The sequence below is a fragment of the Sphingopyxis sp. Geo25 genome (genome assembly GCF_949769135.1).
Taxonomy (GTDB): domain Bacteria; phylum Pseudomonadota; class Alphaproteobacteria; order Sphingomonadales; family Sphingomonadaceae; genus Sphingopyxis.
This window is the reverse complement of the sequence record NZ_CATKOZ010000005.1, coordinates 28,925-44,243: the sequence shown is the minus strand read 5'-3', so window position 1 is coordinate 44,243 and position 15,319 is coordinate 28,925. Positions and strand designations below refer to the sequence as shown.

Sequence of the window (15,319 nt, the reverse complement as noted above, 5' to 3'; positions counted from 1 at the left end):
GTCTCGGGGCAAATAATACAATGTCCCCCGCGAGATGGTGGCCAGGGCGGACTTCGACTATGACGACGGCGCCGATGGCGCTGCGGTCCGCTTCACGGGTCGGCTGACGCTGGCGCGCCTTGGCGACGTGCCCGCGCGCCTCGACGAACTCGGCGCGATCGCGACAATCGACCTTTCGGCGATCGAACGAATCGACACCGTCGGCGCGTGGATCGTTACCCGCACCGTTAACGAACATGGCGCGAAGGTCATTGGCGCCAGCCCCGAGGCCGAACGGCTGCTGGAGGCGCTACGCGAAGACAAGAGCGAATATGCCGTTCACCGCGACCGCCGTTCGCCGATCGAGCGGATGCTCGAACAGGTCGGCACCGCTACCCTTGCCATCTGGCACGAACTGCTCGGCATCGTCGGCTTCTTCGGCGCGATGATTGTGGCGCTCGGCATCCAGATCCGCGCCCGCCGCCGCCTGCGCTGGAACGCCGTCGTCACGCGCTTTCAGGCCGTGGGCGTCGACGCGCTGCCGATCATCGGGCTGATGAGCTTCCTGATCGGCATCGTCATCGCGCAGCAGGGCGCGGTGCAGCTCGAACAGTTCGGGCTGGAGGTGTTCACGATCAATCTCGTCGGCCGCGCCTCGCTCCGCGAACTTGGCCTATTGATGACCGCGATCATGGTTGCCGGCCGCTCGGGGTCGGCCTTCGCCGCCCAGATCGGGACGATGAAACTGACGGAAGAGGTCGACGCGATGCGCACGATCGGCGTCTCGCCGATGGAGGCAATCGTGCTGCCGCGCGTCGCGGCGTCGACGATCACCATGCCGCTGCTCGGCTTCTACGCCAGCATCTGCGCGATCATCGGCGGCGGGGTCTTTTGCTGGCTCGGGCTCGAAATCCCGCCGCTGACTTACGTGCAACGGCTGCGCGAGATCATCCCTATGCACGATTTCTACATCATGCTGATCAAGGCGCCGGTGTTCGGGATCCTGATCGGCGTCACGGGCTGTTACGAAGGTATGCAGGTGCGCCAGAATGCCGAGGAGGTCGGCCGCCGCACCACATCGGCGGTCGTCGCCGCCATCTTCCTCGTCATCGTTCTCGATGCCTTTTTCGCCGTCTTCTTCTCCTCGCTGGGGTGGAATTGATGGCCGACGAAATCGAGCAGCAGGAAATTAAAGAGGAGCTGGCGGCCGCTGACGCGGTGCGTCCCGAAAAATTCGAATTTGCGATCCGCATTCGCGGCCTCAGAAACCAGTTCGGCGACGCGGTGGTCCACGACGATCTCGACCTCGACGTCCGTTCGGGCGAGATACTGGGCGTCGTCGGCGGGTCGGGCACCGGCAAATCGGTACTGATGCGCTCGATCGTCGGGCTCCAGACGCCGGCAGCAGGCGAAATCGAAGTCTATGGCAAGACGCTCGATACCATCACCGATCAAGAGGAATCGCGCGACCTTCGCCGCCGCTGGGGCGTGATGTTCCAGGGCGGCGCGCTCTTCTCGACGCTCAGCGTCGCGGAGAATATCCAGGTGCCGCTGCGCGAATATTATCCGCGCCTCGACCAGAAACTGCTCGACGAGATCGCCGCCTACAAGGTCGCGATGGTCGGACTGCCCCCCGACGCGGGGCCCAAATATCCCGCCGAGCTGTCGGGCGGGATGGTGAAGCGCGCCGGCCTCGCCCGCGCGCTCGCGCTCGATCCGGCCCTGCTCTTCCTCGACGAGCCCACGGCCGGTCTCGACCCGATCGGCGCCGCGAAGTTCGACGAGCTCATCCGCGGCCTTGCCGACACGATGGGCCTCACCGTCTTCCTCATCACCCACGACCTCGACACGCTCTATGCGACGTGCGACCGCGTCGCGGTGCTCGCCGAAAAGCGTGTCATCGCGGTCGGCACGATTCCCGAACTGCTTGCCACCGAGCATCCGTGGATACAGGAATATTTCAACGGCCCGCGCGGCCGCGCCGCCTCGAGCTGCAACCAGACCCAGGATAGGAAGAGCTGATGGAAACGCGGTCGAACAATGTGCTGGTCGGGGCCTTCGTCCTGCTCTTCACGCTCGCCCTCGCCGGCTTCGTCGTCTGGCTCGCCAACGACAGCGGCGGCACCAAGCGCGAATATGACATCTTCTTCAAACAGTCGGTCGACGGCCTCAACAAGGGGGCGCAGGTGCAATTCTCCGGCGTTCCTGCGGGACAGGTGCGCCAGATCGCGCTGTGGCCCGACGATCCGCAATTCGTCCGCGTCCGCATCGAGGTGAACGAGGGCGTGCCGATCCTGCAGGGCACCACCGCCGCACTGGAAGGCGTCGGCTTTACCGGCGTCTCGCAGATCTCGCTCGACGGCGCGGTAAAGGGCGCACCACCGATCACCGACAAGGGGCCCGCCGGCAAGCCCGTCATCCCGACGCGCGTCGGCGGTCTCGGCGAACTGCTCAACACGGCGCCGCAATTGCTGCAACGCCTCTCGACGCTGACCGAGCGCCTCGCCGAACTCGCCGACGACAAGAATCAGGAAAGCTTCGCCAACATCCTGGACAATGTGGAGGCGACCACCGCGACGCTCGCGCGCAACGGCCCGGCGCTCGAAAGGGCGCTCGCCGACGCGCGCATTGCGATCCAGCAGGCGGGCAATGCGGCCGAGCAGGTCGGCAATCTCGCCGCCTCGGCGCAGGGGACGATCGACCGCAACGTCGACCCCGCGATGGCAAACCTGCGCGATACTTTGAAGTCCGCCAACGCATCGATGAAGACGCTCGAATCCGCGATCGCCGACGCACGGCCGGGGCTCAAGACCTTCAGCGACACGACGATCCCCGAAGCCAATGCGCTGATCCGCGACCTCCGTCGCACCTCGGCCTCGCTGTCCAGCCTGACCGACAAGCTGGACCAGCAGGGCGCGGGCGCGGTCCTCGGCGGCAGCAAGCTGCCCGACTACAAGGAATGATGAGGATGTCCATGATGCAAACCACCCGCACCGCCCTGCTCGCTTCCGTGGTTGCCGTTTGCCTCACCGGCTGCATCGGGCTCGGCGGCAAGACGCCGCCCTTCCTCCTGACGCTCGACGCCGACGCCGCGCCGACCTCGGGCGAGGCGCGCACGGCCGCCGAGGCTGCGACCCTGACGATCCTGATCCCCACCGCGCCGCAGAAGCTGCGCACGACGCGCATTCCCGTGCAGCAGGACGACAGCAGCGTGACCTATGTGAAGGACGCGCAATGGGTCGAGGCGCCGCAGCGGCTGTTCCAGCGGCTGGTGTCCGAAACCGTCGCCGCGCGCACCGCCCGCGTCGTCCTCGACGAGGGGCAATATCTGACCGCACCCGGCGAACAACTCGCAGGACAGCTCATGGAATTCGGCATCGACGCGCGCTCGAACGAGGCGGTCGTCGTCTATCAGGCGATGCTCGTCTCGGCAGGCGGCAAGACCGTCACGCAGCGCCGCTTCGAGGTCCGCGAACCCCTGGCCGCCAAGATCGAGGCCAAGCCCGCGGGCGAAGCGCTGGCGCGCGCGGCAAACAAGGTCGCGGTCGATGTCGCAGCTTGGCTGGGAGGCTAATGCCGCCGGATCGGACCGCGATCCGGTTCGACCTGCCCGCGATCGCGAAGATCGTCCTCGGTCCGTGCTGGCGGGCGGGACCGCTCTCGATCATGGGCCGGACCCCAATCGCCGCAGGCTGATCCACGCCGCCGCCAGCTAGCGCCTATCTCCACCGCGGCATCGCGCGCCGGGAATTCGAACGGCGCTTCCAGCTGGCCGACTATATCGAGGTGGGCAGCGCAAGCTTCGCCGACGGGCTGCTCACGATCGAACTCAACCGCGTCGTTCCCGAAGCGATGAAGCCGCGCATGATCGCAATCGGCAGCAGTTTCGTCGAGCGGCAGCGGATCGCAGCGCCCGAGGATAAGGCGCTCGAAAGCGCGTGAGCATATCGAGGGAGGCATGCCGTCTGCTGCCTCCCTTTTCCCCACGATAAGGCGCGATTTTCCGAAGACGTGTTTTGGCGCGTCGCGACCGGCTCCCGAACTGCCGCGCTAACTGGAGAGTGAGGGGTGATCGGGCCGGCAATAATGGATCTCGGCGGTCGTCAGCCCATAGCCGTCCAGCTGCGCGATCAGCGCCCGGTCGGTCATGGCGCGCGCGCTTCGCCGCCGTCGAGCGAGCGGAGCGCCGCCAGCACATCGTCGACCGGCACCGCGCGCCGCACGCCCGGCGGCTTGCGGAGCGCCGGCCGGTTGCGGACCGCCGAGCGGTCCGATGCCCAGGATGCGAGGAGGGCGCGCTTGACCTCGGGCTCCAGGCTCGGGTGACGCGCCACGTCGAAGGGATGAAGAAAACGGAAAAATGGCTCGGACATGATCGTGCCTCCTTCCTTGTCGCCATTCCTTTCTCATCGTGCGGCAACAGGCCGCGGATACAGATTTTGGGAAGCCAGCGAGTCGAGTCAAGAGGGCTGAGGCCGTTGAAAAGGGGGCTTTGTTTCTCCGAGCCGGGGGAACAAAAAATTCTGCCCGATCCTCTTGAAGCGAAAAAATCCGCTTCCTAGCTTTTCGGCGCCGCGCGTCCCGGACAGGCGTGCGGTCTGTATCATATCGTTATGCAACATGGAGGTTATGCATGCATTTCCGTCCCTTGCACGACCGTGTGGTCGTCCGCCGCATCGAAGCCGAGGAAAAGACCTCGGGCGGCATCATCATCCCCGACACCGCCAAGGAAAAGCCGCAGGAGGGCGAAGTCGTCGCCGTAGGTCCGGGCGCCCGCGCCGAGGACGGCACCGTGACCGCGCTCGACGTCCAGGCCGGCGACCGCATCCTGTTCGGCAAATGGTCGGGCACCGAGGTGCGCATCAACGGCGAAGAGCTGCTCATCATGAAGGAGAGCGACATCCTCGGCGTGATCGAGCAGGCCGCGGCGCTCAAGAAGGCGGCCTGACGCCGCATCCATCCACAATTGAAAGGACATCAAGAAGGAGGTCAAAATGGCTGCCAAGGAAGTGAAATTTGCGTCGGACGCGCGTGATCGCATGCTGCGCGGCGTGGATACGCTTGCGAATGCAGTGAAGGTGACGCTGGGCCCCAAGGGCCGCAACGTCGTGATCGAGAAAAGCTTCGGCGCGCCGCGCATCACCAAGGACGGCGTCACCGTCGCCAAGGAAATCGAGCTGGCCGACAAGTTCGAGAATATGGGCGCGCAGATGCTGCGCGAGGTGGCCAGCAAGCAGAATGACAAGGCCGGCGACGGCACGACCACCGCGACGGTGCTCGCGCAGGCAATCGTCCGCGAAGGCGCGAAGGCGGTCGCCGCGGGGATGAATCCGATGGACGTCAAGCGCGGCATCGACCTTGCCGTGACCACCGTGGTCGATGACCTCAAGGCGCACGCCAAGTCGGTCGAGGCAAACAGCGAGATCGCGCAGGTCGCGACGATCTCCGCCAACGGCGACGAAGAGGTCGGCCGCATCCTCGCCGAGGCGATGGAAAAGGTCGGCAACGAAGGGGTGATCACCGTCGAGGAAGCAAAGAGCCTGGCGACCGAACTTGAGACGGTCGAGGGCATGCAGTTCGATCGCGGTTACTTGAGCCCCTATTTCATCACCAACGCCGAGAAGCTCAAGGTCGAGCTCGACGATCCGTACATCCTGATCCACGAGAAGAAGCTGTCGAACCTGCAGGCGATGCTGCCGCTGCTCGAAAGCGTCGTGCAGTCGGGGCGGCCGCTGCTGATCATCGCCGAGGATGTCGAGGGCGAAGCGCTCGCGACGCTGGTCGTCAACCGCCTGCGCGGCGGCCTCAAGGTCGCGGCGGTCAAGGCGCCCGGCTTCGGCGACCGCCGCAAGGCGATGCTCGAGGATATCGCGGTGCTCGCCGGCGGCAATGTCGTCAGCGAGGAGCTCGGCATCAAGCTCGAGAACGTCACGATCAACATGCTCGGGCGCGCCAAGAAGGTCGTCATCGACAAGGATAATACGACGATCGTCGACGGCGTCGGCGCGAAGTCCGACATCGACGCCCGCGTCGCGCAGATCCGCCAGCAGATCGAGACGACGACCAGCGATTACGACCGCGAAAAGCTGCAGGAGCGGCTCGCCAAGCTCGCGGGCGGCGTCGCGGTGATCCGCGTCGGCGGCGCGACCGAGGTCGAGGTCAAGGAGAAGAAGGACCGCGTCGACGACGCGCTCCACGCGACGCGCGCGGCGGTCGAGGAAGGCATCCTTCCCGGCGGCGGCATCGCGCTGCTCCGCTCGCTGAAGGCGCTCGACAGCCTGAAGGCCGCGAACGACGACCAGCAGTCGGGCATCGACATCGTCCGCCGCGCGCTGCGCGCGCCGGCGCGCCAGATCGCCGACAATGCCGGCGAGGACGGCGCCTGGATCGTCGGCAAGCTGCTCGAAAGCGAGGAGTATAGCTGGGGCTTCAACGCCGCCACCGGCGAGTATCAGGATCTCGTCAAGGCGGGCGTGATCGACCCCGCCAAGGTCGTTCGCACCGCGCTGCAGGATGCGGCGTCGGTCGCGTCGCTGCTGATCACGACCGAGGCGCTCGTCGCCGAACTGCCGAAGGAGGAGAAGGCGGCGCCGATGCCGGCGATGGACTTCTGACGATCGGAGGGCGGCGGGAGACTGCCGCCCTCACCCGCAGGTCGAGCGCAACAAGACGAGGGCACTTCCTCGAGGCCGATTGCGCCGCCCTGATCAGAAGCTGCCTGCTATCCCCTTCCCGCGCTGATCCCGTCGACGATCGGGTCGGCAAGGAACAGGCTGTCTCCAACCTTCACGGCCGCGATAGGATGCGTCCGGCCGTTACCCGCCCCTCGCGAGAACTGCGATGATTTCATAATCGGCCATAGGCGAAGGAATCGAACCTTCTCGTCGGGACGCGCTAGTAGCGGATCGGCACGATGCGGATGCGATCGATGGCGCCGGGGGACGCACGCGACCTTGCGATCGCCGCGGCCCGCAGTTCGTCGAGAATGATCGCGTCATAGCCGCTTTCGTCGGGCTGCATCGGGATATCCGTTTCGACGACGAGAATGACCTTGCGCGCGAGGCCATCGAGTTCCCATTCGAACCAGCTTCGGACGATATGGTCCGCGAGCTGCCGGTTATCCGGCATGGGGTTCGCTTCCCGACACGGATCGCGAACGGATTTCCCGCTCGACGCTCGCATAACCCGCATCGCTCTGGGTCGCTAGAGTGATCGGCCGACCGCCCAACGCACTGCTTTCGGTATTCAGGAAGGCGAGTGCCGGGTCCCGGCCGCCAAGAAGCTGGAAGGCCAGCGCACTGATGGCGCCCTGGCGCTGCGCGTCGCGCGGAGCGAGCGGCGACGCTGTGCGATGTCGCCGGAACGGGTTCGTACGCATATTCGCTGGCGCGGCGCGGGTTTGGTTCGGATCAGGCGTCATTGGCTTGCTCCCTTGCCGGACCGGCACCGGCGCTTTGGCGAGCGAGGGCGGCGCGGGCATCGTCGATGTTCGAGTATCGAAATGCTCCGACCCGGAACTGTTCGACGTAAAGATGTTCGATGCCTTCTTCGGATCGCGACCGGAAGGGCTCGAACGCTCCCGCGCCTGTCCGGTGCAGATCGGGTGGGGCGGGTAGCTTTGCCGCAAGCGCGGCGAGCTTTTCCTCATCGAGGCCGAGCGCCCGGTAGATATCGCGGCCGACGATCCAGACATCCTCCTGGATATCCGCAAGGCGGCCGATGACATCTTCTAGCGCGAAGGAAGCGCGTTCCTCCGCGGTCATGGCGAGCACCTCGTTGACGAGCAGTTCGGCGATCAGAGTGTCGCCGACGAACATGGGATAATCCGCCGCGGCCTCCGCTATCGGGGAATCGGCCCTGGGACCGCCGGATGCCCCGTCTGTCAATGCCGCGAAGCCGTCCGTCAGCCCTCTGCGCTCGCGATATTGATCGATCCGCTTCGCATAATAGCGTGGCAGGTCGAAATTCGGCAGCAAATGCCCGTCGCGTTGCGCCTGACTTACCGCCAACAGCGCCATCTGGTGATGATAGAGGAGTTGATTGAGATCCACATTCGCCTCCCTTTTGCGGGAGCGCGATCGTCTCTCAGGCGCCAACATGCAGAAACGAAGTCGGCGATGCACGAAAGATGGGGCTGACGATGCGCGTTTTCAAGTGCGCCCCGCAAGCGTCGTCGCTACGGTTGTGGCGGCCGATTGGGACGGCCCGCTTTTGAAATGATCGCTGCAAAAACAGACAAGCACGCCTTCAATGCTATCTCTCCGGCCTCCGATAACCCCCAATTCAAAGGGGGCGGTTTATGGACGAGAGTGCGGCAGCTCGTCGGCGGCGCAGCGCCGGTTCCTTCGATTGGTCCTCCTCCGCTCCCGTCAGGATCGCCTGATCGAACGAGCCGGCGCGGCCGCAGCGAGCTTGGCTCGATCCTTATCGCGGTAAGCAATCATGGCTTCGCCAGTTTCTTATTCTGCAAGCCAGTTTGCGGCGATCGATTATGCAAGCGGCTGGCGCATATCCGGCCGCCCGATCATGGGTGACCTCGACGATCGAAAACATCGCACCGCCCTGTGCGGTCGACGGCCGCGAGGCCAGGATCCTGATGCTCCAAGATTCAGGACCGGCAGAGGCGTTCGATTTGCCATATCGCCTGTTTCTCGTCGATGACTTCCGCATATTTGGCCTGAAGATCGAACAAGCTGGCCTGGTGGGGATCGACGTGGCGATCGGCACACGCGTCCTCGACGACGAACGGGGCGAAGCCGTGCTGGAGTGCATCGAGTGCAGAGGCGCGCACGCACCCCGATGTCGAAACCCCCGCTATCATCAAGGTGTCGATACCATCCCCTTCGAGAAGGGCGCTCAACCCTGTGCCAAAAAACGCCGACGGATATTGTTTGGTTATGACATGTTCGCCGGGCCCCGGCGAAAGTTCGCGCGGAAATTCGCCGAGAGGCGAACCTCTGTCCAGACAACTGAGAGCGGGAACCTTCTTGTAGAACAATCCGCCGTCGGAGCCGCCGGGCTCGAATATGACGTTGGTGAAGACGATCGGCATGCCCGCTGCCCGGGCGGCCGCCAAAAGTCGCACCGTCGATGCAAGAGCATTTTCAGCGCCTGCAAATAACGGCGAAGCGGGGTCCAGATAGGCCATGACGAAGTCGACGATGAGCAAGGCGGGCCGAGTGCCAAAGGGCAGGTGTCCGTCAAAGGCACCGCGATAATTCTCTCCGAGATCGTCGCGTCCGGCCATCATATGACCCCGGCAGCGGCGAGCGCGTCTCGCTCCTCCGTCGATATACCGAGCAAATCCCCGTAAATCGCGTCATTATGCTGACCAACGAGCGCTGGCGCCGGCGACCGGACCGCGCTCGGGCTCCGCGAAAGGCGCGGAAAGGCATTCTGCATCTTGAGCGGGCCAAAGCGTTCGGTTTCAACTTCGACGATCGCTTCGCGAGCGGCAAAATGGGGGTCGGCGAGCATCTCTGGCGCGCGATAGACCCGGCCTGCCGGTACCGAATGTTCGATCATCAGCCGATCGACCTCCGCCACGGGCAGCGTTTCCGTCCACCGGTTGATGAGAGCGTCAAGTTCTGCTTGGTGATGCCCCCTTGCGATATGGGTCGCATAGCGCTCGTCGTCGGCGAGCGCGGGCTGCTCCATGGCCTGGGCGAGGCGCCTGAAAATGGCGTCATTATTGGCACCGATCATGAATTCGCCGTCAAGGCACCGATACACATTGGATGGTGCGATCCCCGGCAGGATGGAGCCCGAACGCTCACGTATGATGCCGGCATGATCATATTCGGCCACGAGCCCTTCCATCACTTGCAGCACCGATTCATAAAGCGCTGCGTCGACGATCTGGCCAAAGCCGGTCTTTTCGCGATAATGAAGCGCGGCAAGAACGCCCATGCAACCATATGTGGCGCACAATGTATCGCCGATCGAAATTCCCATGCGCGAGGGCGCGCGGTCGGGCTCGCCGACAATATAGCGCCAGCCCCCCATGGCTTCACCGATGCCGCCAAATCCAGCGCGATCCGAATAGGGACCCGTCTGACCATAACCCGACATGCGCGCAATGATCAGGCGCGGATTGTCCCGATGCAGGTCTTCTGGCGAAAGGCCCCATTTTTCGAGCGTTCCCGGCTTGAAATTCTCGATGAGCACGTCGGCCGTGGCGATCAGTCTCCGCGCGAGCGCTTGGCCCCCGGCAACACGCAGATTGCAAGATACCGACTGCTTGTTGCGCGCAATGACTTCCCAGTGAACCTTGTCTTCGCCCTGGCCCCACAGGCGCATCGGGTCTCCGGCTCCCGGCGGCTCGATCTTGATGACATTAGCGCCCATGTCGCCAAGAAGTTGGCCGCAAAAGGGACCGGCCAGCAGCTGACCCATTTCCACGACGCGAAGGCCGTGCAGCGCGCCTGCCCGGTCCATATTCACTGCGCGGCTTCCAGCTCCGGCCATGCCGGCTGTATCGGTGCCGGGAGCCCCGTCTCGGCTTCGCAGGCGCTGCGCAAGGCATCGACCCCCGGGCCATAATCGAAAAGCGACAAAGGTGCGCGGGTGCTGCGCATGTGATGGCGCAGCGCCTCGGTTGCGGCGGCGTCGATCTCGCCGTCCTCGCTGGCGACCACCCCATAAGCGCGGGCGCCAGCGACGGTTACAAGCCCCTGCAAGACTTCCAGGCCGACCAGCGATGGATCGCGCGCCAGCGGGTCGCCCCAGCCGCCACCGCCCCAAGTGATGAAATGGAGCTGGTCGCCGACTGCAACATTGATGTCTTCGACCTTATTGCCGATCACGCAATGCGACCCGTCGGCTCGCTCCAATATTTTCCGCGCACGCTTGCCCGGCGCCCCGCCGTTCACGCCCCAAGGCGGAACGAACCAGCGATCATCGTGGATCGAAATCGTGCCGGGACTGAGAAAGCGGTAGGTCATATGAATACCGTTGCCGCCGCGATGAAGCCCCGCCCCTCCGCTGTCGGGATCGGTCTCGTAGCGCTCGATCATGAGCGGAAAGTAACGCTCCAGAAATTCGTTCGGAACATTGGTAAAGCCCGGCCACAGGGAATGTCCGTCGGGGCCGTCACCCATCGGGCGGCCCGGAATGCCTCCAAATCCGATCTGGAACAGCTGAAACCACTCCCCCCCTTTACCCGGGCGGTGATCGTTGCCCGAATAAAAGAGATGGGGACTCGACGAAAAGCCCGCCGCGTTCAAGAATTCGGGTGTTTTTTGCCCAAGCAGCCCACCCAAAATGTCGAAAATACGGCCCAGTGCATGCGTGCGGCCCGACAGGGCGGCGGGAAAATGAGGCTTCAGCAGGGATCCGGCGGGAATACGGACGTCAATGAGGTCATAGAAGCCATCGTTGAACAGGATCTGCGGGTCGAAGACCATGATCATGTAGATCCCGAAGAACATCTTGAACATGTTTTCATTGAGGTAGAAATTGATCGAAGCGCTGCTCTGCGGATCGGTACCCTGAAAGTCGAGGATAACCTTGTCGCCGTCGCGCCACATCGTGCATTTGATCTTGTACGGGCCATAGCCCATTCCATCATCGCATATATAATCCTCGAAGCTTACCGGTTCCTCGGCGACCGCCATTGCGATCAACTGCTTCATGGCCCGGTGATTGCGAGCGAGCAGTTCCTGCGTTGCCGACACATAGACGTCATCGCCAAACCGGTCTGCCATTTCGACGACCCGCCGCGCCGCAACCCGGCACGCGGCGATCAGCGCGTTCAAGTCGGCCTGGCACCAGTCGGGTTTGCGCGTCTGATGCATGACCAGCTTGATCAGATCCTCGTTATATTCACCCTTTCGCCAGATTTTCACCGGGGGAATCCGCACTCCTTCCTCGAAGATCGAGCGAGCGTTTATCGGCATCGAGCCTACCACCTTGCCGCCGATGTCGGACTGGTGGCCGAACATGGCGGTATAGGCGATGAGGCGGCCTGATTTGAAAACCGGGAGCAGAATAAGCCAGTCATTGGAATGGCTGACAGCCCCTTCGCAGCTATAGGGATCGGACAGAAAAATCATGTCGCCATCTTCCAGCGTGCCGTCGAACTGCTTCAGAAAACCGCCGATGAAGCTGCCGAACTGACCCACTATCATCTTGCCATTGTGATCGGCGATGAGCGGAAAGGCATCGCCCTGCTCGCGAATTCCCGGCGACATCGCGGTCCGCACCAGCGTTGCATCCATTTCGACACGAGCGTTGCGAAGTGCGTTTTCGATAATGTCGAGTGTCACCGGATCGATTTCGGCGGGGGCGAACGGTTGCGAGTTTGTCTGGACGATCGTCGCGGGCATGGTCTTGCTCCTCAGGCCAGATAGATCAGGATGTTTCCGAACGCGTCGACGCGGGCGACGCAGCCATTTTCGATCAGCGTCGTCGAATCCATCTCGATCACGATCGCAGGGCCCGGGATGATGTCGCCCTGCTTGAGCTTTGACCGGTCGTAAATGATGGCCGATCGCTCCTCGCCGTCCATCCAGAGCCGGTGGTCGCGGATTTTCGCAGCAGCGGGATTACCATCGCCGTGCGGCAATTCAGCCGCCGGCAGGTTCAAAACCGGTCCCAACGCCACGGCGCGCAGATTCACAATCTCATGCGGCGTTTCCATATTGAACGTGAAAAGGCGCAGATGCTCGGCGTCGAACCGGGACAATAGCCCTTCGATGCCGTCGCGTTCGAGCGCGTCGAGGGTCGTGGTCAACGGTACTTCGAACGCCTGTCCCGCGTAGCGAACGTCAATTTCAAACTCGGTATCAATCTCATCGGCATTGAGGCCGTCACTTTCCAGTTCGGCGCGAATTTGCGTCGCCATGTCGCTGAGCATCGAGACCAGATCGCGGGCGTCGGTGTCCTGCGCCAAGCGCGAAAAGGACCGCGCGGTCTCGGTGCGCATTCGGGTGGTCGCGTCGCCCAGCGCACAGAGCACCCCGGGCGATACCGGCGATATCGCTGGCCAGCTTCCCATCAGCCGCGCCACCGCATTGACATGGAGAGGGCCGGCGCCGCCGAACCCCATCAATGCAAAATGCCGCGGGTCATAGCCCTGCTGGACCGAGATCATGCGCAGCGCCCCGAACATATTTTCGTTGACGATGTCGATGATCCCGCGAGCCGCGCTCATCAGATCGATCCCAAGCGCGTCCGCGATCGTCTGGACGGCCTTTGCGGCGCTCTCGCGATCGAGTTGAAACGAGCCGCCGAGCAGGTTCTCGGGCAGATAACCGAGGACGACGTTGGCGTCGGTCACCGTCGGCGCACTGCCGCCCTTGCCGTAAGCGACAGGGCCGGGCACCGCGCCGGCCGATTGCGGCCCGACGCGAAGCGCGCGCGTAAGTTCCGGAACATAGGCGATCGAGCCCCCGCCAGCTCCGACCGTCTTGACGTCTAGCGAGGATGCCCGAACCGACAAATGGCCGACATCGGTCGTACGCGCGCGGCGGGGCTCGAGATTTTCGATGAGCGCCACGTCGGTGGACGTGCCGCCGACGTCCAGCGTCAGAATGTTGGAGAACCCGGAATGTTTCGCGACCCATAGCGCACCCGTCACACCGCCGGCCGGCCCGGACATCAGAATATTCACGGGATGCTCCTCGGCCTTTGCCGAAGACATGAGTCCGCCGTCGGACCGGAGCAGCGACAACTTCCCTGCCATCCCCCGCTCGGCGAGCCGGTTGCGAAGGCTCGCTATATATTTGCCGACGACGGGCCGCACGGCCGCGTTGGCAACGGTCGTCAACGTCCGTTCATATTCCTGCATTTCAGGAAGGATCTCATGGCTCAATGATACCGGCACGCCGGGCATGATTTCCCGGGCCAGGGTCCCGATCCGGCTTTCATGGTCCCCGTTGGCGTAGGCATTGATCAGGCTGATGGTAATCGCCTCGACACCCCGTCCCTTCAACGCCCCGAGCGCCTGCCGAACGTCCGTTTCGTCCAGCGGGCGGACCTCCTCGCCTGCCGCGCTGATCCGGCCTTTTACCGTGACCGTATCTTCGAGCGCCGCCAGCGGCACTGGCTTGGGCCAGACGATCCACGCGGCGAGGCCGCCCGGCACATAGCTTCGGGCAATCTGCATGATATGCCGATGTCCCTCGGTGGTCACCAGTCCCACTCGGGCACCCTTCCCCTCGAGCACGGCGTTGGTTGCAACCGTCGTGCCGTGGAGGAGGTAGCTTATGTCGCTGGCGGCGATGCCGGCCTGGGCGCAGATGGCATCGAGCCCCGTGACAATGCCTTCGGAGCTGTCCTGCGGCGTCGATGGGGTCTTGTGACGCCAGAAGGCGCCCGATGCGTCGTCAAACAGGAGAAGGTCGGTAAATGTTCCTCCGACATCGACGCCCAAACGATAGCCCATTGCGTAACCTCCTCAGGCGCCCGGCGGAAAAGCCGGCGCGCGCGCCGCCATGCCCGGCAATTGCTTGTCGATCAGGCTGCCAAGCCACTGGCTGGTCGCGATCAGCGCATCGATACGCATGCCGGTCGCAATCCCCGCGCGCTCAAGCATGTAGACGACGTCCTCGCTGCACACGTTCCCCGCGGCCCCCAGCGCGAAGGGACAGCCGCCGAGGCCGCCGACCGACGCATCTAAGATCGTCGCGCCCGCCGCGACCGCCGCCCAGACATTCGCCAGTCCGGTGCCGCGCGTATTGTGAAAATGAACCCTGACCGGAAGCGGCGCGACCGCGTCGCTCACGCGGCGAACGAGCTCGGTCACGCGCCACGGATCGGCGACGCCGATCGTGTCGGCGAGCGCTATTTCTGCCGGGCCCGATTGCGCCAGGGTCCGCGCCATTTCGACGACATGCGACGGGTCGACTTCGCCCTCATAGGGGCAGCCGAACGCAGCCGCGATCGTCACTTGCCCCGACGCGCCCCCACGGTTCGCGAGTGCCACGATATCGCACGCCGCGGCGACCGAGCCCGCGCATGTCTGCCCCTGATTGGCCATGGCGAAGCTGTCCGTCGCGACCGCCACGGCGCCAAGCTGATCGATCCTGCCGGTCGCAAGCGCTCGCTCCGCGCCGCGAAGATTCAGCACGAGCCCGACATAGGTGACGTCGCCGCGCGGCGGCAGTCCGGCGCAGACATCTTCGGCATCGGCCATTTGAGGCACCCGGCGAGGATTGACGAAACTTGCCACCTCGATCCGCCGTGCCCCGGCGTCGATCAGGCGTTCGATCAGCGAAAGCTTGTCGTTCGTGGCAAGGATAACGGGCTCGTTCTGGAGCCCGTCGCGGGGGCCCACTTCGACGAATTCGATGGCGGATGGCAGAATCATCGCTTCCTCATTCGCATATATGTATACAAA

At 63.9% G+C, this 15,319-nt stretch carries 16 protein-coding genes and 1 pseudogene; 8 read left to right on the top strand and 9 right to left on the bottom strand.

Annotated elements, in window-relative coordinates:
- The first annotated feature begins 34 nt into the window (after positions 1–34).
- From QOL68_RS13850 to QOL68_RS13825, 6 genes and pseudogenes are all read left to right on the top strand, one after another.
- Positions 35–1,141: an ABC transporter permease gene (locus QOL68_RS13850; protein WP_282949865.1), complete on the top strand. Its 1,107-nt coding sequence runs from the start codon at positions 35–37 to the stop codon at positions 1,139–1,141.
- Positions 1,141–2,001, top strand: a complete 861-nt coding sequence (locus tag QOL68_RS13845; protein WP_282949866.1) for an ABC transporter ATP-binding protein — start codon at positions 1,141–1,143, stop codon at positions 1,999–2,001. The genes QOL68_RS13850 and QOL68_RS13845 overlap by 1 nt, the downstream gene beginning before the upstream one ends.
- Positions 2,001–2,942, top strand: coding sequence for an MlaD family protein (locus QOL68_RS13840; protein ID WP_058455474.1), 942 nt, complete (start codon positions 2,001–2,003; stop codon positions 2,940–2,942). Before QOL68_RS13845 ends, QOL68_RS13840 begins: the two co-directional genes overlap by 1 nt.
- Before the next feature lie 14 nt (positions 2,943–2,956).
- Positions 2,957–3,553, top strand: a complete 597-nt coding sequence (locus QOL68_RS13835) for an ABC-type transport auxiliary lipoprotein family protein (RefSeq protein ID WP_283404322.1) — start codon at positions 2,957–2,959, stop codon at positions 3,551–3,553.
- Positions 3,553–3,675, top strand: a complete 123-nt coding sequence (locus QOL68_RS13830; RefSeq protein WP_282949867.1) for a hypothetical protein — start codon at positions 3,553–3,555, stop codon at positions 3,673–3,675. Before QOL68_RS13835 ends, QOL68_RS13830 begins: the two co-directional genes overlap by 1 nt.
- 33 nt (positions 3,676–3,708) lie before the next feature.
- A pseudogene (locus QOL68_RS13825) lies at positions 3,709–3,921 on the top strand (Hsp20 family protein); the annotation flags it as partial.
- Between the two features lie 203 nt (positions 3,922–4,124).
- Here the strand turns inward: QOL68_RS13825 and QOL68_RS13815 are convergent.
- Entirely contained in the window at positions 4,125–4,352 is a 228-nt protein-coding gene (locus QOL68_RS13815) for a hypothetical protein (RefSeq protein ID WP_282949868.1), read from the bottom strand.
- Between the two features lie 260 nt (positions 4,353–4,612).
- On the opposite strand from QOL68_RS13815, the gene groES reads away from it, so the two are divergent.
- Both groES and groL read left to right on the top strand, forming a co-directional pair.
- Complete coding sequence (groES, locus tag QOL68_RS13810) at positions 4,613–4,927, top strand: co-chaperone GroES (protein WP_282949869.1); 315 nt, start codon at positions 4,613–4,615, stop codon at positions 4,925–4,927.
- 46 nt (positions 4,928–4,973) lie between these two features.
- A complete protein-coding gene (gene groL / locus QOL68_RS13805) occupies positions 4,974–6,593 on the top strand; it encodes a chaperonin GroEL (RefSeq protein WP_204993646.1) in 1,620 nt (539 codons plus the stop codon).
- A 280-nt stretch (positions 6,594–6,873) separates the two neighbouring features.
- On the opposite strand, the gene QOL68_RS13800 is transcribed toward groL, so the two are convergent.
- The 8 genes from QOL68_RS13800 to QOL68_RS13765 form a co-directional block, all read right to left on the bottom strand.
- Entirely contained in the window at positions 6,874–7,107 is a 234-nt protein-coding gene (locus QOL68_RS13800; RefSeq protein ID WP_204993645.1) for a hypothetical protein, read from the bottom strand.
- On the bottom strand, positions 7,097–7,399 hold the full coding sequence (locus QOL68_RS13795) for an antitoxin Xre/MbcA/ParS toxin-binding domain-containing protein (protein WP_282949870.1): 303 nt from the start codon (positions 7,397–7,399) through the stop codon (positions 7,097–7,099). Before QOL68_RS13795 ends, QOL68_RS13800 begins: the two co-directional genes overlap by 11 nt.
- Positions 7,389–8,102 carry a hypothetical protein gene (locus QOL68_RS13790; protein WP_282949871.1) on the bottom strand — a complete coding sequence of 238 codons (714 nt, stop codon included), beginning with the start codon at positions 8,100–8,102 and terminating at the stop codon, positions 7,389–7,391. The genes QOL68_RS13795 and QOL68_RS13790 overlap by 11 nt, the downstream gene beginning before the upstream one ends.
- A 485-nt stretch (positions 8,103–8,587) precedes the next feature.
- The gene (locus tag QOL68_RS13785; RefSeq protein WP_282949872.1) at positions 8,588–9,226 is read right to left on the bottom strand and encodes an isochorismatase family protein; all 639 of its coding nucleotides are present in this window, start codon (positions 9,224–9,226) and stop codon (positions 8,588–8,590) included.
- Positions 9,226–10,416, bottom strand: coding sequence for a CaiB/BaiF CoA transferase family protein (locus QOL68_RS13780; RefSeq protein ID WP_282949873.1), 1,191 nt, complete (start codon positions 10,414–10,416; stop codon positions 9,226–9,228). Before QOL68_RS13780 ends, QOL68_RS13785 begins: the two co-directional genes overlap by 1 nt.
- 2 nt (positions 10,417–10,418) lie before the next feature.
- A complete protein-coding gene (locus QOL68_RS13775; protein WP_282949874.1) occupies positions 10,419–12,305 on the bottom strand; it encodes a hydantoinase B/oxoprolinase family protein in 1,887 nt (628 codons plus the stop codon).
- Positions 12,306–12,316: 11 nt separating this feature from the next.
- On the bottom strand, positions 12,317–14,365 hold the full coding sequence (locus tag QOL68_RS13770; RefSeq protein WP_282949875.1) for a hydantoinase/oxoprolinase family protein: 2,049 nt from the start codon (positions 14,363–14,365) through the stop codon (positions 12,317–12,319).
- Between the two features lie 12 nt (positions 14,366–14,377).
- Positions 14,378–15,289, bottom strand: a complete 912-nt coding sequence (locus QOL68_RS13765) for a hydroxymethylglutaryl-CoA lyase (protein WP_282949876.1) — start codon at positions 15,287–15,289, stop codon at positions 14,378–14,380.
- Positions 15,290–15,319: the final 30 nt, after the last annotated feature.

Bases quoted from the DNA above. Each gene is read 5' to 3' on its own strand.
- QOL68_RS13850 (WP_282949865.1), top strand. From the start codon at position 35: ATGGTGGCCAGGGCGGACTTCGACTATGACGACGGCGCCGATGGCGCT.
- QOL68_RS13845 (WP_282949866.1), top strand. From the start codon at position 1,141: ATGGCCGACGAAATCGAGCAGCAGGAAATTAAAGAGGAGCTGGCGGCC.
- QOL68_RS13840 (WP_058455474.1), top strand. From the start codon at position 2,001: ATGGAAACGCGGTCGAACAATGTGCTGGTCGGGGCCTTCGTCCTGCTC.
- QOL68_RS13835 (WP_283404322.1), top strand. From the start codon at position 2,957: ATGCAAACCACCCGCACCGCCCTGCTCGCTTCCGTGGTTGCCGTTTGC.
- QOL68_RS13830 (WP_282949867.1), top strand. From the start codon at position 3,553: ATGCCGCCGGATCGGACCGCGATCCGGTTCGACCTGCCCGCGATCGCG.
- QOL68_RS13815 (WP_282949868.1), bottom strand. From the start codon at position 4,352: ATGTCCGAGCCATTTTTCCGTTTTCTTCATCCCTTCGACGTGGCGCGT.
- groES (WP_282949869.1), top strand. From the start codon at position 4,613: ATGCATTTCCGTCCCTTGCACGACCGTGTGGTCGTCCGCCGCATCGAA.
- groL (WP_204993646.1), top strand. From the start codon at position 4,974: ATGGCTGCCAAGGAAGTGAAATTTGCGTCGGACGCGCGTGATCGCATG.
- QOL68_RS13800 (WP_204993645.1), bottom strand. From the start codon at position 7,107: ATGCCGGATAACCGGCAGCTCGCGGACCATATCGTCCGAAGCTGGTTC.
- QOL68_RS13795 (WP_282949870.1), bottom strand. From the start codon at position 7,399: ATGACGCCTGATCCGAACCAAACCCGCGCCGCGCCAGCGAATATGCGT.
- QOL68_RS13785 (WP_282949872.1), bottom strand. From the start codon at position 9,226: ATGGCCGGACGCGACGATCTCGGAGAGAATTATCGCGGTGCCTTTGAC.
- QOL68_RS13780 (WP_282949873.1), bottom strand. From the start codon at position 10,416: ATGGACCGGGCAGGCGCGCTGCACGGCCTTCGCGTCGTGGAAATGGGT.
- QOL68_RS13775 (WP_282949874.1), bottom strand. From the start codon at position 12,305: ATGCCCGCGACGATCGTCCAGACAAACTCGCAACCGTTCGCCCCCGCC.
- QOL68_RS13770 (WP_282949875.1), bottom strand. From the start codon at position 14,365: ATGGGCTATCGTTTGGGCGTCGATGTCGGAGGAACATTTACCGACCTT.
- QOL68_RS13765 (WP_282949876.1), bottom strand. From the start codon at position 15,289: ATGATTCTGCCATCCGCCATCGAATTCGTCGAAGTGGGCCCCCGCGAC.